This is a genomic window from Microbulbifer halophilus, assembly GCF_026183675.1.
GTDB lineage: Bacteria > Pseudomonadota > Gammaproteobacteria > Pseudomonadales > Cellvibrionaceae > Microbulbifer > Microbulbifer halophilus.
Genome location: NZ_JAPIVK010000033.1, coordinates 12,160 through 31,787 on the forward strand (window position 1 = coordinate 12,160; position 19,628 = coordinate 31,787).

Annotated in this window: 10 protein-coding genes; 9 read left to right on the forward strand and 1 reads right to left on the reverse strand. The window is 61.8% G+C overall.

Annotated elements, in window-relative coordinates; genetic code table 11:
- Positions 1–9: 9 nt before the first annotated feature.
- Positions 10–5,193 (reverse strand): isopeptide-forming domain-containing fimbrial protein, encoded by a 5,184-nt coding sequence (locus OQE62_RS15585; protein ID WP_265722966.1) that lies wholly within the window; start codon positions 5,191–5,193, stop codon positions 10–12.
- A gap of 1,334 nt (positions 5,194–6,527) precedes the next feature.
- On the opposite strand from OQE62_RS15585, the gene OQE62_RS15590 reads away from it, so the two are divergent.
- From OQE62_RS15590 to OQE62_RS15630, 9 genes are all read left to right on the forward strand, one after another.
- A complete protein-coding gene (locus OQE62_RS15590; RefSeq protein WP_265722967.1) occupies positions 6,528–8,027 on the forward strand; it encodes a DNA-3-methyladenine glycosylase 2 in 1,500 nt (499 codons plus the stop codon).
- Positions 8,027–8,527 (forward strand): methylated-DNA--[protein]-cysteine S-methyltransferase, encoded by a 501-nt coding sequence (locus OQE62_RS15595; RefSeq protein ID WP_265722968.1) that lies wholly within the window; start codon positions 8,027–8,029, stop codon positions 8,525–8,527. Before OQE62_RS15590 ends, OQE62_RS15595 begins: the two co-directional genes overlap by 1 nt.
- Positions 8,528–8,660: 133 nt before the next feature.
- Positions 8,661–9,191, forward strand: a complete 531-nt coding sequence (locus OQE62_RS15600; RefSeq protein ID WP_265722969.1) for a gamma carbonic anhydrase family protein — start codon at positions 8,661–8,663, stop codon at positions 9,189–9,191.
- Positions 9,191–9,394 carry a DUF1289 domain-containing protein gene (locus tag OQE62_RS15605; RefSeq protein ID WP_265722970.1) on the forward strand — a complete coding sequence of 68 codons (204 nt, stop codon included), beginning with the start codon at positions 9,191–9,193 and terminating at the stop codon, positions 9,392–9,394. The genes OQE62_RS15600 and OQE62_RS15605 overlap by 1 nt, the downstream gene beginning before the upstream one ends.
- A 132-nt stretch (positions 9,395–9,526) precedes the next feature.
- A complete protein-coding gene (gene dnaE, locus OQE62_RS15610) occupies positions 9,527–13,066 on the forward strand; it encodes a DNA polymerase III subunit alpha (RefSeq protein WP_265722971.1) in 3,540 nt (1,179 codons plus the stop codon).
- A gap of 173 nt (positions 13,067–13,239) precedes the next feature.
- Positions 13,240–14,193: an acetyl-CoA carboxylase carboxyltransferase subunit alpha gene (locus OQE62_RS15615; protein ID WP_265722972.1), complete on the forward strand. Its 954-nt coding sequence runs from the start codon at positions 13,240–13,242 to the stop codon at positions 14,191–14,193.
- Between the two features lie 1,593 nt (positions 14,194–15,786).
- Positions 15,787–16,890, forward strand: coding sequence for a TolB family protein (locus OQE62_RS15620; protein WP_265722973.1), 1,104 nt, complete (start codon positions 15,787–15,789; stop codon positions 16,888–16,890).
- Positions 16,890–17,555, forward strand: a complete 666-nt coding sequence (locus tag OQE62_RS15625) for a hypothetical protein (RefSeq protein WP_265722974.1) — start codon at positions 16,890–16,892, stop codon at positions 17,553–17,555. Before OQE62_RS15620 ends, OQE62_RS15625 begins: the two co-directional genes overlap by 1 nt.
- A 145-nt stretch (positions 17,556–17,700) precedes the next feature.
- Positions 17,701–19,584 (forward strand): cellulase family glycosylhydrolase, encoded by a 1,884-nt coding sequence (locus OQE62_RS15630; RefSeq protein ID WP_265722975.1) that lies wholly within the window; start codon positions 17,701–17,703, stop codon positions 19,582–19,584.
- Positions 19,585–19,628 lie beyond the last annotated feature (44 nt).

A 19,628-nucleotide genomic window follows, 5' to 3' on the forward strand; every position in this document is an offset into this window, starting at 1 on the left:
TCTCTCACCTTACTTGCGCTTTACACCGGCCGGTGCGCTCGTGGAGTTTGCGAATTCAACGCGGATACCGGCGTGCAATTCCGGTTGCAGCCGCTGGACCAGCGCCCGGTATACCGCCTCGGCCCGGCGCATACCCAGCTCTGCGTTGTATTCGTAGGAACCGCGTTTGTCGGAGTGGCCGACGATGGATACGCGACCGTCGCCAGTGCGGCTGATCTGCTCGGCAATTTTGTCCAGCAGCGGCTCGAATTCGGTGCGAATGCTGGTCTCTCCGGTGTCGAAGAGCACGGCTCCCAGCAGCGTGCAGTCCTTGTCCAGGCCGGCGATCAGGGCGTCCTGCCCATTTGCCTCGGTGCGCAGGCTGATACTCAGGTTTCCGATGGCTTTACTATCCAGCCGGTCGAGCAGCTTTGCCCTGACGGCCGAGGCCCGTTCGAATGCCAGAGCCTCGCTGATTCCGTTGGCCCGGATAATCACTTCGCCACCCCGGTACTCGCGCACCGTCGAGGCCATTTTGTCGATTACCGGCTGGTAGTTTGTTTGTACCTCGGAGCTGCCGGGGGCAAACAGCACTTCACCGAGCTCCATTGAGAACTGTCGCCCGCCGCCCGTTATTTCCTGCGCCGGCATGCGCACGGCGAAATCGAACCGCACCGGCAGGCCCGGGGTTACCCGGCGAATCAGGGGATTGTCGGTGATGAACTCTGTGCCCTCGGGTAGGGTGGAAGGATCCACCTTGAGGATAAAGTTTCGCCCGCGTTCCCAGGTGCCGCCGTCGATGCCGGCCAGGTGATAGCGGCCAAACCGGTCGGTTTCCACGATCAGGCCGTCGACGGATGCGATGCGTACGCCGGGGATACCTTCGTCGATGCCCTGGTTGCGAATGGTGTACTCGACCTCGTAACCATCTGCGACCTGTGCGATCCGGCGCTCGACATGTGGCACCGCGGCCGTGAGCCCCATGGCCGCTTCACCGGTTTTCTCTACCGAAGTATTGCCTGCTGCGTCCATACGCAGGGTGAAACCCTGTGCGCTGGTTAGTACGAAGTCATCGGTGAGCTGCGGTCGATCCAGTAGCTGGCGGATGATTACCTGGTGATGATCCGCGCTGTTGGACTCGGTACTGCGACCGTAGATACTGCCGATGGCCAGGCCGTGCAGCATTGGTGCACTGGCGTCCGCGACTTTTTCGGGACCTGCACCGCGGTACAGTCGGGTGGAGTCGGCGACATAGGCCCCGGGTGCGAATCCGCCCTGAACCCGTACGCCGCTCAACAGTGCGCTGTCCTGCCAGCCGTCGCCGTCCCGGTCATTGAAGACCTTGCCGAAGATCAGCGAATCCTGGGTCAGGGGATCTGCGACCAGTTCCACCTCGGCGGAGGCAAGGTTGGATACCGGCTTGCCGGAGGAGAGGGCCTGAACCTGGTTGCGGTGTACCCCCGGGCGCACGCCGGCGCCGACACGCATCAGGTAGGTGAAGGTGGCGACGTCGCCGGCGGCCACGTCGACGCCGTCGATCTGCAGTGGATTCTCGCTGGCAACGGTTGCTGCGCCGTCGCTATCGTCGACCTGTAGCGAGTTTTTCACGTAAGTGAAGCCCGCCGGCGGGGTATCCTCGATGGTGCCGTTTACCAGATCGCGGTTGCCGATATTTTCGGCGGTAATGGTGTAAACCACGAGATCGCCGATGACGATATCGCTGCGATTGCTGGTCTTGGCCAGGCGGATTTCCGGCGCGATTACCGTGTGGGTGATTTCACAGGTTTCGCAGTCCGGTGTTCCACCGCCGCCACCGCTGGCGATCACGGAATTGCCGACGGTGTCGCCGGCCCCGCTGTTTACCGTGGTGCTGTAGGCAAAGGTGTAAGTTCCGACGGCCGCACCCGCCGGCAGCGTGCACCGGATGTCCTCGCCGTTGAGAGCGCATTCCGGGGGCAGGGTATCGATAGTGAGCCCGGCATCCGGCGTGTCCACCAGGGTCAGGTCTTCCCGGGTGCTTGAGTTTTCCACGGACACGGTCAGGGTGTATTCGAGGGACTGCCCCACTTCGACCTCGGAACCGGACGCCGGATCGGCGGACTTGTTCACCGCAATTGCCGGCGGCGCAACCTGAATTTCGATGTTGCAGTCGCCGCTGCATTGGGGTTCGCCGCCACCACCAGTGCCGAGTACCGCGTTGTCCACCGTGTCCGGGGCATCGTCGGTGACAACGGCGGTGTAGGTCAGGGCATAGGTACCGGGTTCGGTTCCCGCGGGCAGGGTGCATACCAGGGGATTGGAGTCGTTGCAGTCGTACCCTGCGGCATCGGTAACCTCGGTAAATTCCAGGCCGGTGCCCAGAGTGTCGGTCAACGTAAATTCTTCACTCAGGGAGGAGATGTCGACGGTACTGGTCAGGGTGTAGGTAACAGTGTCGCCCACCGCCACTTCACTGGTGTCGGCGGATTTACTGTAAGTCACGCCCGGTATCAGCGGAATACTGATTTCGCAGTCATCCGAGCACTGCGGCTGGCCGCCGCCACCGCCGGAACCGACGACCCCGTTGTCTACGGTGTCACTGGCCTCGTCGGTAACCAGCGCGGTGTAGGTCACGCTGTAGCTACCCGGGTCAGTGCCTGTCGGAAGCGTGCAGGTCAGTGGATTGGCGTCGTTGCAGGTGTAGGCGCCGGGTGCCGTTACCCCGGTCAACTCCAACCCGGCGCCGAGGGTGTCGGTGAGGGTAAAGACCGCGGTGAGAGGACCGTTGCTGATTACCGTTGTCAGCGTGTAGGTGATTGTATCGCCCCGCTCCACTTCACTGGTGCCGGTCGACTTGCTGTAGACAATGGCGGGGGCCACCGGAATGGTGACATCGCACTCGCTGGAGCACTGGGGATCGCCGCCGCCTCCACCGGAACCGGTAACGGCGTTGTTTACCTCGTTGGGAGCCTCGTCGGTTACCACTGCGGTATAGGTGAGGTCGTAGGTCCCTTCCGCCGTGCCCGCGGGCAGGGTGCACTCGAGAGGGTTGTCGGCGTTGCAGGTATAGGCCCCGGCGCTGGTCACCGAGTCGAATTCCAGACCTGTCCCCATGGTATCCGTAAGGGTGAAGGACTCTGTAAGTGACGCCTCACTGACGGTTGTGGTCAGGGTGTAGGTGACCGTGTCCCCGACTTCCACCAGTGCGGTATCGGCGGCCTTGCTGTAGCTTACCACCGGGTCGACCAGCAGGGTTTGGGTTGAGCACTCGCCGCTACACTGGGGAGTGTCACCGCCGCCGCCGGAGGAGGTTACCGCATTGTTGACGTTGTCTTCCGCATCACTGTTGACGGTCGCGGTATAGATCAGCGCGTAGCTGCCGGGGGTGGTATCGGCGGGCACCGTGCACTCGAGCGGATTGCCGGCGACACAGGTGAACTCCGCCGATGTGCCGGGGTCGATCGCGCCGAAGTCCAGGCCGCTGCCGAGCGTGTCGGACAGGGACAGTTCCTCACTCAGTGAGGCGTCGGCGATATTGACGGTGACGGTGTAGGTGATGGTATCACCCACTTCCACTTCGCTGACGTCCGCGGCCTTCTCGTAGGTTACTACCGGATCGATCAGTGGAATCTGCAGGTCGCAGTCTGCGGAACAGAGCGGTTCCTCACCGCCGCCGCCGGTACCGGTAACCACGTTGTCGACGGTGCCTTCCGCCTCGTTGTTGACGACCGCGGTGTACTCCAGCGTATAAGTGCCGGGAGCGGTGCCCGCGGACAGGTTGCAGTTCAGCGGGTTGCCGCTTGTGCCTGCCGGACAGTCGCCGAATTCGGCGCTGGTGGCGGCTGTGACAGTGGCGTCATCCAGACCGGTGCCGAGAGTGTCGGTGAGCAGCACGTCTTCCGCGAGATCGGCATCCGAGACGTTGACGGTGACGGTGTAGGTGATGGTGTCACCCACTTCCACTTCGCTGACGTCCGCGGCCTTCTCGTAGGTCACTACCGGATCGATCAGCGGGATCTGCAGGTCGCAGTCTGCGGAACAGAGCGGTTCCTCACCGCCGCCGCCGCCGGTACCGGTAACCACGTTGTCGACGGTGCCTTCAGCCTCGTTGTTGACGACCGCAGTGTACTCCAGCGTATAAGTGCCGGGAGCGGTGCCCGCGGACAGGTTGCAGTTCAGCGGGTTGCCGCTTGTGCCTGCCGGACAGTCGCCGAATTCGGCGCTGGTGGTGGCTGTGACAGTGGCGTCATCCAGGCCGGTGCCGAGGGTGTCGGTGAGCAGCACGTCTTCGACCAGGTCCGCATCCGCGACGTTGACGGTGACGGTGTAAGTGACGGTGTCACCCACCTCTACAAAAGTCACATCCGCCGCTTTCTCGTAGGTGACCGTCGGCGGGATCACCGGGATCTCCAGATCGCAGTCGTCTGAGCAAGTGGGATCGTCGCCACCGCCGCCAGTGCCGGTCACCGCATTGTCGACAGTGCCGGAGGCTGTGTCGTTGACATTGGCGGTATAGGCGATGGTGTAACTGCCCTGTACGGTGCCGGACGGCAGTGTGCAGTCGAATGGGTTGCCGGCGATACAGTTGAACTCCGGCGAAGTGGCTCCGTCGATGGTGCCGAAGTCCAGGCCGGGGCCCAGGGTGTCGCTGAATAGTGCATCGTCGGTCAGGGGCGCATCCGCGACGTTGACAGTCACCGTATAGGTGATGGTATCGCCCACCTCGACCTCGCTGACGTCCGCGGCTTTCTCATAGGTCAGCAGCGGGTTGAGCGGGATCTGCAGGTCGCAATCCGCATCACAGGAGGGTTCCTCACCGCCGCCACCAGTACTGGTAACGGCGTTGTCGACGGTATCCTCCGCATCGCTGTTGACGGTCGCGGTATAGATCAGGGTGTAGGTGCCGGGTGTGGTGCCGGAGGGCACTGTGCACTCGAACGGGTTGCCGGCGACGCAGGCGAACTCCGGCGAGGTGCCCGGGTCAACGGCACCGAAGTCGAGGCCGGTACCGAGAGTATCGGTAACGAACAGGTCCTCATTGAGGTCGCCATCGCTGATCGTCACCGTCACGGTGTAGGTGATGGTATCCCCAGGGCTTACCGCGGCGACATCCGCTGTTTTGTTGTAAGTAACAATGGGCAGGGGGAGCACTTCGGTGATCACCGTATCCTCATTGTTGTCGGGATTGATATCGATGAGATTCCCGGTAACACTGATTTCCGTGGTGTTTTCCACCTGGGTTTGCGCATGTGCGACGGGGCCGCCGAGAGCCAACCCTGCAAAAAAAGCGAGCGCTAAGATGGCTCGACTGCAGGAAACCCTTGTTTTTTTCAGAAGATCGGTAAGCACTTTAGCCTCTTGGAATAAATACCCGTAACTCTATAAAAACCTAACGAAAGTAATTTTACTGCCGGGAAGGTAGATGGCTCATCTGCTTGAAACCTCAAACAATCCAGAAAAGTTTACCCGGTCCCCAGGCGTGCACGTGCCAAGTGTTAGGGGCCGGTTGTGAGCTGGCTTCAGAAAACCTGGGTTCCCGGGAAAGCCGAGCAGATGTGTGGATCTGAAGGTGCAGTGTCGTATTAATCCTTAGTGCGACAATGCGGGGACTTTCCTCATCCTTCCTCACCATTGAGGTTATACACCGGTTTTTTTTAGGGGGGTGATACGCCGGCGATAATCTGTGCTGTTTACTTGATTTCCCTATTAAAAATTTTTCCATTAAGTTGTATGGAAGGCGCATTGGATGCCCTTCTGTTTTCGGGGTTATATCATTCTAGTCTTTACGCTGAAAGAGATGAGGGGAGCGGTATAGAACTTTTCAAAGGTGTGTTGAGTATATGTGTGGATATTACTTGTTTCCGTCAGGGTTTAATGCATTGAAGTTTTCACTGTATCAACATCTAGCTGAAGCTGTGTAATAGTCAACTTTTTGTTCATTTTTTGTTCGGCTGGGTTTGTAGTGTTGGCTCAGTATTGTTTTCAGCCGAGCTAGTGGGCCGTGTGGGAAGTTCGCGAACAAAGGAGCACAGCCAAAGCGCTCGGATCAAGGCGAGAAAGCGCAGGAATAGCAGCGTTATTTCAAGCTTTCTCAACGAAGAGCTGGGCACTTTGACGCAGCGAACTGTTTGCGAACTTCCCGTACGGCGCACTAGAGATACTGATTTTTCAGCCTTGAAATGAAAAGGTTTTCGAGGAGGATGGTTGTTATTAGGGGGGCATAATTGTATTAACAGTTGTCCAGACTCCCTTCACAACGGGCGAGTCCTATTTTCACTCCATACGATCGTCATTCCGGACTTGATCCGGTAGCGGGATGATGGTCCGGAGGGTGGACTTTGGCCAAAAAAATTTTGAGATGACTGATAAGCTCACGCCGATATCGACGGTACCGGGTAGCGGGTTCAGCCGCGGCGGCTACCGGCGCAATACGTGGCTTGTGTTCCCGCCTAGGGCATTGTCGTTGGTGGCCCCCAGGGTGAGGAACTAGAGATTACTATTAGTTCCGAATATGGCTAGTGTGATTCAGTGGTGGCGCTTAAACTGCGGGGCAACAGAAGGAGACAGCCGTGCAACTCGACCCCGAAATCTGCGCCAGCGCGCGCCTCGCCCGCGACCGGCGCTTCGACGGCCGCTTCTATACCGCGGTTAGGACCACCGGTATCTTCTGCCGGCCCATTTGCCCCGCGCGACCACCGCTGGAGCGTAACGTGACTTATTTCTCGACTGCAGTCGAAGCTGCCAGTGCCGGCTATCGCCCCTGCCTGCGCTGTCGCCCCGACGCGGCGCCGGGAAGCCCGGCGTGGGGACTGGTGTCGACTACCGTGGAGCGGGCCCTGAAACTGATGCGCAGCGAGCGGGAGGCGCAGTCGATCGAGACCCTCGCGGACCGTCTCGGTGTCAGCAGCCGCTACCTGCGCCGCCTGTTTGCGGAGCATCTGGGAATCGGGCCGCTGGCGGTGTGGCAGGCGGAGCGGGCGCTGTTTGCGTTCGGGTTGCTGCAGGATACGAACCTGCCCATTGCCGGGATTGCCCACGAGGCCGGCTTCAACAGCCTGCGTCGTTTCAACAGCGTGTTCAAGCAGATCTACCGGCGCACACCTTCGGATGTACGCCGGGAAGGGGTGGGCCGGCGGGAAGCGTGCGAACGGGAGCCGCGGCCCGGAGATCCGGATGCCGGAGCCCATTCGCACTCGGCAACGCGGCTCTATCTGCACTACCGGCCGCCATTCCACTGGCCGCAGCTGCTGGCGTTTTTCCGTGCCCGCGCGCTGGCGGGAGTGGAGCAGGTGGCTGGGGAGACTTACCGACGGAGTTTCGCGGTGGACGGTGTACATGGCCTGCTACAGGTGGCGGACGATGCGGACAATAAACGCCTGATCGTGGACGTGAGCGGCGAGGGCGGTGCGGCACTCTATGTGATCAACCAGCGTCTGCGGCGGCTGTTCGATCTGGATGCGGATACCGAACAGATCGGCGCCGTGTTGTCGGAAGATCCGCTGCTGGCGCGGGAACTGGCGAAAACCCCCGGTGTGCGCCTGCCCGGCGCCTGGGATCCGTTCGAGTACGCGTTGCGCGCGATTCTCGGCCAGCAGATCTCGGTAGCCGCGGCCACCACCATCGCCGGCCGGGTGGCGGCCCGTTACGGCGAATCGTTGACCGATGATGCCGGCAGGGAATACCGCCTCTTCCCCTCGGCCGAACAACTGGCCGGCGCCGACTTCGAGGGCATCGGCCTGACCCGCGCAAGGGCGCGGACACTGCGGGAATTCGTTGCCGCGACCCTGGATGGCCGGGTGAATTTTGATGAGGCGGAACTGGACGAATGGTGCGCGCAGGTGACGTTGTTGCCGGGTATCGGCGACTGGACCGCCCAGTACATCGCCATGCGCGGCCTGTCGATGCCGGATGCGTTTCCCGCATCGGACCTGGGCATCCTGCAGGCCCTGGGCAGCGGGGGCGAAAAGGCAAAACCGAAACAGGCGCTGGCCCGTGCCGAGAACTGGCGCCCCTGGCGCGCCTACGGCACTCTGCTGGCATGGCAATCACTGAAGACCGGAGACACCTGATGATCAATTACGAAACCTATTCCACCCGCTTCGGTGAAATGAGAATCGCGGCCGGCGAACAGGGGCTGGTGGCACTGTCTTTTCACCGCGGCGAGCGGCCGTTGCCCACCGGCGCGGACTGGCAGCGGCGCGCCACCGCGCTGACCGACGAGGCGGCGCGGCAGTTGGGAGAGTACTTCGCCGGCGAGCGCCGCGAGTTCGACCTGCCACTGGCCCCGCCTGGCACCGAATTCCAGCGCCGCGTCTGGAATGCGCTGCAGCAGATCCCCTACGGCGAGACCCGCAGTTACCGGGAACAGGCGGAAACGCTTGGAGACCTGAAGGCGATCCGCGCGGTCGGCCGGGCCAACGGCGCCAACCCCATCGCGGTCGCGATTCCCTGCCACCGGGTGATCGGTGCCGACGGCAGCCTCACCGGCTATGCCGGCGGGCTGGATATGAAAGCCCGCCTGCTGACGCTGGAGGGAGCCAGGTTCATACAGCAGACCGAGCTGCTTTAGCCGGGAGTGCCGGGCCCCAGTCTGGCAAGCGGGCCACGGGTCTGCCTGAAAATACGCAATTCCCATCCGCTGGCCATAGCCGCTCCCGACCCGGATAATAACCGGCTCGCACCCCTACCGAGCCGGAGGCCAAATGCTGTACAAACTGGGCGAGAAACAGCCGCAACTGGAAGGCGGGGGCCACTACATCGCCCCCGGCGCCCATGTGATCGGCGATGTGCGGATGCTCGGTCACAGTTCCGTCTGGTTCAATGCAGTGGTGCGCGGCGATTGCGACCGGATCACCATCGGCGAGTACAGCAATGTCCAGGACGGCTCGGTGCTGCATACCGACCCGGGCATCCCGCTCACCATCGGCACCGGCGTGACCACCGGCCACAAGGTGATGCTGCACGGCTGCACAGTGGGCGACTACAGCCTGATCGGTATCAATGCGGTGGTGCTGAACGGGGCGAAAATCGGCAAATGCTGTATAGTCGGTGCCAACGCGCTGGTGACCGAAAATACCGAGATCCCCGACTACTCGCTGGTGCTCGGCAGCCCCGGCAAGGTGGTCAAAACCCTGGATGAAGCGACCTTTGAACTGCTTAAGGCCAGTAGCGACCACTATGCGGCCAACGGGCGGCGTTTTGCCGAACAGCTGGAGCCGATTGAAGAATCGTGATGTCCGATAAGTCAGCCGCGGCCGAACGGCCGGTAAAATCCCCCTGTGTCTCCGTGTGCGCGCTGAATGCGCAGGATATCTGTGAGGGCTGTTTTCGCAGTATTGCGGAGATTGGCGGCTGGGGAAGCATGAACAATGATGAGCGCCGTGTGGTTTTGAAAAACTGCGGTGAGCGTGCGCGGCGGATGGGCCGCATTCTGTAAAGAGTTTCACAGTGCCCTGTAGGGCGGGCCTGCGACCCGCGTGCGGAGCCGGAGCTCCGCGGTCCCGGGAGGCCGTTCCCGGCCGGACCGCTCCTGCCTGACAGGGCTCGTTACCAAGAATTAAACGAAAATATGACCCAACCCTTTGTCCATCTCAGAGTTCACTCCGAATTTTCCCTGATCGACGGCCTGGTGCGCGTAAAGCCGCTGGTAGCCCGCGCGGAAGAGCTGGAAATGCCGGCGCTGGCGCTCACCGACCAGGCGAATTTCTACGGCCAGATCAAGTTCTACAAGGCCTGCCTCGGCGCCGGTATCAAGCCCATCACCGCCGCCGATTTCTGGCTCAGCGAGGGCGGTGAGGACAAGCCCACACTGGTCACCCTCTACGCCATGAACGGCGACGGCTACCGCAATATCACCGAGCTGATCTCCCGCGGCTGGATGGAGGGGCAGTATCACGGCCAGGCCTATATCCGCCGCGAGTGGCTGTCGCAATACGCCGAGGGCGTGTTGATGTTGTCCGGCGCCCGGCACGGCGATGTGGGCCGCGCGCTGATCGCCGGCCGCCGGCAGCAGGCGCGGGAACTGGCCGCGGCCTGGGCGCGGGTATTCCCGGGCCGCTATTACCTGGAACTGCAGCGCACCGGCCGCCCCGGGGACGAGGACTACCTGCACGAGGCGGTGGCGCTGGCGCAGGAGCTGGACCTGCCGGTGGTGGCCACCAACGATGTGCGCTTCCTGGAAGAGAGCGAGTTCGAGGCCCACGAGGTGCGCGTCTGCATTCACGACGGCCGCACCCTCGACGACCCGCGCCGCGAGCGCAACTACTCGCCGGAGCAGTATTTCCGTACGCCGGATGAGATGGCGGAACTGTTCAGTGATATTCCCGAAGCGCTGCAGAACACGGTGGAAATCGCCCGACGCTGTACCTCGCCGATCCAACTGGGCAAATACTTCCTGCCGGAATACCCGATTCCCGACGGCATGACCGAGGACCAGTTCTTCGAGAAAGTCTCTTTCGAGGGAATGGAGCGGCGCCTGGAAAAGATCCTCGACAAATCCGCGCCGGACTACGCCGAGCGCCGCGCCGTTTACGAAACACGCCTGCGCTTCGAGCTGGATATCATCCTGCAGATGGGTTTCCCCGGCTACTTCCTGATCGTGATGGACTTTATCCAGTGGGCCAAGGACCACGATATCCCGGTGGGGCCGGGGCGGGGGTCGGGCGCCGGCTCGCTGGTGGCCTACTCGCTGGATATCACCGATCTCGACCCGATGCAGTACGACCTGCTGTTCGAGCGGTTCCTCAACCCGGAACGGGTCTCCATGCCCGACTTCGACGTCGACTTCTGCATGGAGAAGCGCGACCAGGTGATCGGCTATGTGGCCGACTACTACGGCCGCGACGCCGTGAGCCAGATCATCACCTTCGGCACCATGGCCGCCAAGGCGGTGGTGCGCGACGTGGCGCGGGTGCAGGGCAAGTCCTACGGCTTGGCCGACAAGCTCTCCAAGATGATTCCGCCGGACCCGGGCATGACCCTGGAAAAGGCGCTGGAACAGGAAGAGGTGCTGCGGGAATTCCTGGAGAGCGACGAAGAGGGCCAGGAAATCTGGGAGATGGCCGTGCAGCTCGAGGGCGTGGCGCGCAACGTCGGCAAACACGCCGGCGGCGTGGTGATCGCGCCCACCAAACTCACGGACTTCTCCCCCCTCTATTGTGACGAGACCGGCGCGGGCCTGGTGACCCAGTTCGACAAGAACGACGTGGAAGACGCCGGCCTGGTGAAGTTCGACTTCCTCGGCCTGCGCACCCTGACCATCATCGACTGGGCCAAGGACATGGTCGACGAGCAGCGTGCGCACGAGGGCAAGGAACCGCTGGATATCGCCGCGCTGCCGCTGGACGACAAAGAGACCTTCACCATGCTGAAGAAGGCCGAGACCACGGCCGTCTTCCAGCTGGAATCCCGCGGCATGAAGGAACTGATCAAGCGCCTGAAGCCGGACAACCTCGAGGACATGATCGCCCTGGTGGCGCTGTTCCGCCCCGGCCCGCTGCAGTCGGGCATGGTGGACGACTTTATCAACCGGAAACACGGCCACGCCCAGGTGGCCTATCCGGATGCCAAATACCAGCACGAGAAGCTGAAACCCATCCTGGAGCCCACCTACGGGGTGATCATCTACCAGGAGCAGGTGATGCAGATTGCCCAGGAGCTGGCCGGCTATACCCTCGGCGGCGCCGACCTGCTGCGCCGCGCCATGGGCAAGAAAAAGCCCGAGGAAATGGCCAAGCAGCGGGAGATCTTCGCCAAGGGCTCGAAAGAGCAGGGCGTGGACCCGGACCTGGCGATGAAGATCTTCGACCTGGTGGAGAAATTCGCCGGCTACGGCTTCAACAAATCGCACTCCGCCGCCTACGCGCTGGTGTCCTACCAGACCGCCTGGCTCAAGGCCCACTACCCGGCGCAATTCATGGCCGCCACCATGTCCTCGGATATGGACAAGACCGACAAGGTGGTGATCTTTATCGAGGAGTGCCGGGCCATGGGCCTGGAGCTGGTGCCGCCGGACGTGAACCTGGGCAGCTATCAGTTCTCCGTGCCTGTTTCCGAGAACGGGGACAACCGCATCATCTACGGCCTGGGCGCTATCAAGGGCCTGGGCGAGGGCCCGATCGAGAACATCATCGCCGTGCGCGAGGAGGGCGGACCCTTTACCGACCTGTTCGATTTCTGCTCCCGCATCGATCCGCGCAAGGTCAACAAGCGCGCGCTGGAAGCCCTGGTGCGCTCCGGCGCGCTGGACAGCATCGGTCCGGACGCCGGCGGTGCGGACGGCCTGGACTACTCCCGCGCCGTGTTGTTCAACGCCCTGGACGAGGCGGTGAAGGGCGCGGAACAGCAGGCCAAAAATGCCAGCGCCGGCATGATGGACCTGTTCGGCGAAGTGGTGCCCCAGGCCAGCGACGGCGATGTCTACGCCGAATTCCGCCGCGCGCGCCCCTGGGGCATTCGCGAGCGGTTGGAGGGAGAGAAGAACACGCTCGGCCTGTATCTCACCGGCCACCCCATCGATGAATACGAAGACGAACTGCAGCACCTGGTGAAAGCGCGCCTCGCCGACCTGAAGCCGGGCAAGGAGAGCCAGAAAGTGGCCGGCCTGGTCGTGGCCATGCGCGTGATGAAAACCAAACGCGGCGATTCCATGGCGATCGTGACGCTGGACGACCGCAGTGCCCGCATCGAGGCGGCGGTGTTCAGCGAAGCCTTCGGCGAACACCGGGAGAAACTGGCCAAGGACGCGCTGCTGGTACTGGACGGTCCCATCTCCCACGACGACTATAGCGGCGGCCTGAAGATGACCGTCAACAGGGTGGCCACCCTCGACGACCTGCGCCGGGGCAGCGTCAATGGCGTGCGGCTGCAGATCGACACCGCCTCCGCCACCGCGGGGCTCGGCAAGCGGCTGGCCGCCTGCCTGCAGCCCTACGCCGGCGGGCCCGCCAGCAACTGCGGCGTACTGGTGGAAGTGTTGCGCAGCGATGCCCGCGGCACCTACCGGCTGCCGGCGGCGTGGAAAGTGGAACCCAATGACCAGATGGTGCAGTCGCTGCGCGAGCTGCTGGGGCGTGAGCGGGTGACCCTCAACTACACTCAGCGGAATTAGTCTGGCCAGATTGGCCATAGCCTCTTGCGAGATATGCCGATGGGTTGGCTCGACTGGGCAGTCCTATCTGGTTAAGCTAGCCGGCATTTTAAATCGACGATAAAGGGGCGGGCCTGCGGCCCGCAAGCGGAGCTGGAGCTCCGCGCTCCCGGAGAATTCAAGGCGCGGATTTCATGAATTTTAATTTTCTCGAGTTTGAACAGCCGATTGCCGAGCTGGAAGGCAAGATCAAAGAGCTGCAGCATGTGGGCGACGACAACGAGCTGAATATCGCCGAAGAAGTCACCCGCCTGAGGGAGAAGAGCAAAAAGCTGACCGAATCCATCTACGCCGACCTGTCCTCCTGGCAGGTGGTACAGGTGGCACGCCATCCCCAGCGACCCTATTCCAAGGACTATATCGAACGCATCTTCACCGACTGGGACGAACTGCACGGCGATCGCCATTTCGGCGACGACAGGGCCATCATCTCCGGTATCGCGCGCCTGGACGGCAAGCCGGTGGCGGTGATCGGCGAAGAGAAGGGCCGCACGGTGAACGACAAGGTGGCGCGCAACTTCGGTATGCCCAAACCTGAAGGCTACCGCAAGGCCCTGCGCATCATGGAAATGGCCGAGCGTTTCAAGATGCCGGTGCTGACGCTGATCGACACCCCCGGCGCCTACCCGGGCATCGACAGCGAGGAGCGCGGTATCAGCGAGGCCATTGCCCGGAACCTGGCGGTGATGTCGCGCCTGCGCACGCCCATCATCTGCACCGTGATCGGCGAGGGCTCCTCCGGCGGCGCACTGGCCATCGGCGTGGGCGACCAGCTCAACATGCTGCAGTACTCCACCTATTTCGTGATCTCCCCCGAAGGCTGCGCCAACATCATCTGGAAAACCGTGGACAAGGCGCCGCTGGCGGCCGAGGCCATGGGCGTGACCTCCAGCGTGCTGGAGGACCTGGGCATCGTCGACGAGACCATCCCCGAACCCCTGGGCGGCGCCCACCGCGACCCGGACGCCATGGCCGATCGCCTGCGCGACCGCCTGGCGGCGCAGCTGGACCAGTTGCGCGGCGTGCCCATCGAGGAACTGCTGGAGAAGCGTTACCAGCGCCTGATGAGCTACGGCAACATGGCCTGACGCGACGCACAATCCGGTCCACCCGGGTCTGTTGGACTTCGCGTCGCTCACTACCTGCGCGATGGGAGGTGTTGGGGCCGGCCGCCCCCCCTCTCCCTAACCCTCTCCCCAGGGAGAGGGGACTGGTATGGGGTTTGGGAAGGCTCAATGGGTCGACTTTCCCGTACGCTTCCGAAATAGCCCCCCTCTCCCATCGGGAGAGGGGCCGGGGGAGAGGGGCTCGAAGAGCCCGGTGACTTCCCAGGCCCCTTCGTTGGACTTTGCTGCGCGCACTCCTACCTGCGCGATGGGAGGTGTTGGGGCCGGCCGCCCCCCCCTCTCCCTAACCCTCTCCCCAGGGAGAGGGGACTGGTATGGGGTTTGGGAAGGCTCAATGGGTCGACTCTCCCGTACGCTTCCGAAATAGCCCCCCTCTCCCGTCGGGAGAGGGGCCGGGGGAGAGGGGATCGAAGAGCCCGGTGACCTTCCCGGCCGCGCAGGCTTGGGTGAGCTCCGCGAAGCCCAACGGCCGACCCACTCGGATGTGCCGCTGTTCACAAATCCCTCCCCAATCTCAAAATGTCTTTCCCCTCCTTGTGAACTCAACTCCTCCGTCCGCCCGTACGGCGACTGTTTGCCGGGCTCGACAAAGCCTTCCCGGGTAAGAGTTGTGGTCGTGACGAAATATTTACCTGCCGGCGCGAGCCGGATGCGGGCGGTCGGCGATGTGGACGGGAGTTTCACTTCCGCGACTGCTCGGGAAGATTCCGCCTACCAACAGGGCAGGGTGGGCAATGGATTGGCCGGATCCCGGCCGTTGAAGCGTTGCCGGCCGGCGTAAAACTACCGGCGCGGCGGGTTCAACCAAGTAAAAATTTCCGTTGTGTCGTGAATATGGACGACAGTCTGGCCGGCCATTCGCTGAAATGGACCCATACATCGGTACAGGTGGTTGAGCGGGATATCCGCCACTAGCGATATGACTGTGCCAATTGCTCCGGCCGGTGATCACTGCAAGGCGAATTTATTTTATTAATAAAGAAATAAAGCGACTATAGCAGTTCCGGTTGGATCTCCGAAAACGACCTGGTTTTGGTGCGAGCTTGGTGGGGAGCAAAACTCCCCGCCATTTTTTTTGCCTGAAAAAAGTTGAGGAGCCAGCCCTCTGCGCGTACGGCAATATGCAGTATCGGTTAAAGGGCGCGCAAAAACGAGAGCAGCTTTGCACGCCTTCCAGTAATAGTCACGTGTGTTCACATTTTTAGGTTGAAAAAAACGAAATGCCGAATTTTATGTTTACCCGGGCCGGAAGCGCGGGATAGGCTGCGCCGAATCGTTGACTCGATGGCAAAAATAAATCCATCAATAACCCGTGAACAAATAGTTCAAGTGTCATGTTCTTGATGGATAAAAACAGCAAGCCACAGTCAACCTTGAGGTTGTTGCCAGTAAAACAGTAACTGGACTCCTCTTGGAACCTGATCGGGTTCTCAATTAGCGGCAGTGGCCGCTGACCGCTTACTTACCGCACCAAAGCTCGCTGGACGATCGTGTCCTGGACCCTGTCCGGGCACCGTGTTGTTCCGTTGATTGAACAGTAGCTCGAAGGTGCGTATGTCAATTCCGCTCTGTAATCCCTTCGCAAAGGCTGCGGCGCTGTTGTTGCCGCTGTCGATTGTGCCCTGCTTGGCTGTCGCGGATATCGTATTCAGCGCCAAGGTCGCGGGGCCCGTATCCAATATCTATACGCTGGATGATAGCTACGAGCTGCATCGTCTCACGGACAATATCCACTGGCGCGATATCGAGCCGGATATCGCCGCTGACGACACGGTGGTTTTCGCCTCCAATCGCACGGATGAAACCGGGGTCGATCTGGAGCGGCGCTCGGAAAACTTCAATATCTACCTTGTCGCCGCCGGCAAGAAGCCGCGGCCAATAGTGACCAGCGCGCGGCAGGACCTGAAGCCGCGCTTTTCCCCCGATGGAAAAAAGGTTGCATTCCTGCGCCGCGGAGGAGACGGGGTACAACTGGGGCTGGCAGCTCGCGATGGCAGCAGTGAGAGGGAGTTGCTGAGCGCCGACGATATCTTCGATTACACTTGGTCCCCGGATGGAGAACGGGTGGCAGTGACGCTGCGCCGCGGCGAAAAGTTCCTGCTCGGCACGCTTGGGATCGCGACCGGGGATTCGTCCCCCGCCGCTGTCGAAATACTCGAGTCATCTGACGGAACGCCGCCGGTGAACCTGTCCTGGTCGCCCGACGGCCGTCACCTGGCCTATGTGCGCCACCCCTTCGACGGCGGCAGCCGCAGCCTGTGGCTGCGGGACCTGGCCAGCGGCGGCGAGCGAAGAATCTCCGCTGACGGTGTGGAAGTTCAGGCCGCGCCCAGCTGGAGTCGCGACGGACAGCGACTGCTGTTTGCGGCGCTGGTGGACTACAGCTTTCACTACGATGAACAGGCCCACCAGAAAGTCTACCGCGGCGGCATGCAGCTTTTCTCCGCCGACATACGGGGCGGCAGCCGGCAACTGACCGACGGTAAGGCGCTCCACCGGGCGCCGCTTTTCCACGCCGGTGAAAACCGCATCGCCTTTCTCCACGGACAAACACTGGATGCGCGCTCACTCGCGCTCGGCAGCATGGACCTGGAAAGTGGCGAGGTCCGGCAACTGTACGACGGCGTGGCGCAGCGCTCCGCGCTGAGGGCCAATTGATGAACGGTGCTGCACTTTCAAACGGCTTGCGCACCCTGGTGCTGGTAATTGCTGTAGCCCTGGCAGCCGTGTGGCTGTTTGACGATGGCGAGGAATTACCGATGCCGGCAGTCTCCGGGCCCGATCTCGCGCCGCCGTCTGCGAGCGATACACAGGCCGGGAAAACATTGAGCGTGGCGCCGGCTGGCGGACCCGCGCCGGCTGCAGCGCTGCGACCGGATGGAGAACTGAGTGCGGGCCAACCACAGCCGATTGTCGGGCAGTCGCTGCAGTTGCGCGAAATGCGCGGCGAGGGCGGCGCGCTTCGCAACCTCGAATTCGTTTTTCGCCGGGGTGTTCTTCCGCGGCAACTGTTCAACGACGGCCGGCAACTGATCGCGAGCTACCGGCCCCTGCATCGCAACAGCGTCGGCTACGGCGCGTCGACAATATTTTTCCTCTACCAGCTTGTGCGTGAAGACCGCAACGGCGATGGCCGCCTGACGCCCGCCGACGGCATCGACCTGGGGATCAGCAGGCCGGATGGCAGTGATTTCCGGATCCTCGATCGTGCTCTGGAGCAGGTGGAGGGCATAGAACATTTTCCGGCGCGGGGCCGCCTGCAGGTTGCAGTGCGGGTCGATGGCGCTCGGGAGAGCAGGGAGTACGCACTGTCTGATGGTTGATCCGGCAGGGGTATGGATACAGGAGAAGTAGGGTGACCGAGCAGTACACCGAAGGTTCAGCGGACGAGCCGAAAAACGTTCAATAACACCAAGCAGAGATGATGGGAGAACCAAAATGCATCGACTTTTAACAGGAAAGTTGTGGATGCTCTTACTGATTTTATGGATGCCATCCGCCTTCGCGGCCCAGGCAACCATGAATATCGTCAACGATTGGGGAAGCGGCTTCCAGGCCGAAATTGTTGTCGTCAACGACGGCGCCACTGAACTCACCAACTGGTCGGTCGAGTTCGACATGCCGGTGGAAATCGACAATCTGTGGAACGGCGTGATTGTGTCCCATACGGGCGATCACTATGTGGTGAGCGCGACCGACTACAACGGCGGCATTGCCGCCGGCGGCCAGATCAGCATCGGTTTCCTCGGCACACCGGGCGATGTCTCTCCGGTGCCGGTGGTGGTCAACGGGGACGGCGGTTCGTCCAGTTCCTCGAGCAGCTCCAGCTCTTCGAGCAGCTCGAGTTCCAGTTCCAGCTCTTCAAGCTCCAGTAGTTCCAGTTCCAGCAGCTCCAGCTCGTCCAGCAGTTCCAGCTCGAGTTCCTCCAGTTCCTCGAGCAGTGGTGGCGGTCGTTTCCGCGTGGATGACACCGGCAACATCACCAAGAACGGCGAGGTGTTCCCGGTACAGTGCGGTTCCTGGTTCGGCCTGGAAGGCCGTCACGAACCGTCCGACGACCCGGACAATCCCAGCGGCGCACCCATGGAGCTCTATGTGGGCAATACCTTCTGGGCGAACAACAACCAGGGCACTGGTCGCACCATCCAGCAGACGATGACCGAAATCACCGGCATGGGTGTCAACGTCGTGCGTTTCCCGATTGTTCCGCAGACGCTGGATCCGGATAACCCCCAGGGTCAGGAGCCGTACCTGAAGAACCACGAGTCGGTTCTGGTGCCGAATGCGCGCCAGGCGATGGAAGAGTTCATCGTTGCCGCCGATGCCAACAACATCGAAGTGATGTTGGATGTGCACTCCTGCTCCAACTACGTCGGCTGGCGTTCCGGCCGTTTCGATGCCCGCCCGCCCTATGCGGACGCGGATCGGGACAACTACGACTTCTACCGCGAGGACAGCTCCTGTGCGGCCACCAACAACCCGGACGGCGTGACCCGCGTCCAGGCCTACGACAAGACCCAGTGGCTCGACAACCTGCGCGAGCTGGCGTCGCTGGAGCAGCAGCTGGGTGTGGACAACATCATTGGTATCGACATCTTCAACGAGCCCTTTGATTACACATGGGACGAGTGGAAGACACACGTCGAGGATGCCTATGACGTGATCAACGATGAGAACTCCAACCTGCTGCTGTTTGTCCAGGGTATTTCCGCTACTGCAAACGCCCAGGACGGCACTCCGGACTCGACCACTGAAGTTCCGCACGGTGAAGAGTTCAGTAACCCCAACTGGGGCGAGAACCTGTTCGAGGCCGGCGACAACCCGCCCGATATTCCCAAGGACCAGCTGGTCTACTCGCCGCACACCTACGGCCCGTCCGTATTTGTGCAGAAGAGCTTCATGGATCCGGCACAGCCCGAGTGTGAAGGTCTCGAGGGTGACGAAGCCGGCGATGCCGACTGCAATATCGTCATCGACCCCGAAACCCTGCGCCAGGGCTGGGAAGAGCACTTCGGTTACCTGCGCGACCAGGGCTACGCCATGGTAGTGGGCGAGTTCGGCGGCAATCTGGACTGGCCCGACAAGGCCGCGGTTCGCGACCAGGATCGCTGGGATCACATCCAGCCGGGTGTCGTAGACGCCCAGTGGCAGGATGCGTTTGTCGACTATATGGCCGAGCAAAACATCCAGGGCTGCTACTGGTCCATCAACCCGGAATCCGGCGATACGGGTGGCTGGTACGAAACCACCTACGACCCGATTTCCAACGAAGAGGGTTGGGGTGAATGGCTGGACTTCGACCAGCGCAAAACCAACCTGCTTGAAAGGTTGTGGAACGGTAACCAGGAGTAATTCCTGAGTACCAGTGCGCCGATCGTCCCTTTCCGGGAAGTGGT

What these genes read in the sequence shown, in the direction of transcription:
- OQE62_RS15595 (WP_265722968.1), top strand. Translation starts at nt 8,027, where the DNA reads ATGATCAATTACGAAACCTATTCCACCCGCTTCGGTGAAATGAGAATC.
- OQE62_RS15600 (WP_265722969.1), top strand. Translation starts at nt 8,661, where the DNA reads ATGCTGTACAAACTGGGCGAGAAACAGCCGCAACTGGAAGGCGGGGGC.
- OQE62_RS15605 (WP_265722970.1), top strand. Translation starts at nt 9,191, where the DNA reads ATGTCCGATAAGTCAGCCGCGGCCGAACGGCCGGTAAAATCCCCCTGT.
- dnaE (WP_265722971.1), top strand. Translation starts at nt 9,527, where the DNA reads ATGACCCAACCCTTTGTCCATCTCAGAGTTCACTCCGAATTTTCCCTG.
- OQE62_RS15615 (WP_265722972.1), top strand. Translation starts at nt 13,240, where the DNA reads ATGAATTTTAATTTTCTCGAGTTTGAACAGCCGATTGCCGAGCTGGAA.
- OQE62_RS15620 (WP_265722973.1), top strand. Translation starts at nt 15,787, where the DNA reads ATGTCAATTCCGCTCTGTAATCCCTTCGCAAAGGCTGCGGCGCTGTTG.
- OQE62_RS15625 (WP_265722974.1), top strand. Translation starts at nt 16,890, where the DNA reads ATGAACGGTGCTGCACTTTCAAACGGCTTGCGCACCCTGGTGCTGGTA.
- OQE62_RS15630 (WP_265722975.1), top strand. Translation starts at nt 17,701, where the DNA reads ATGCTCTTACTGATTTTATGGATGCCATCCGCCTTCGCGGCCCAGGCA.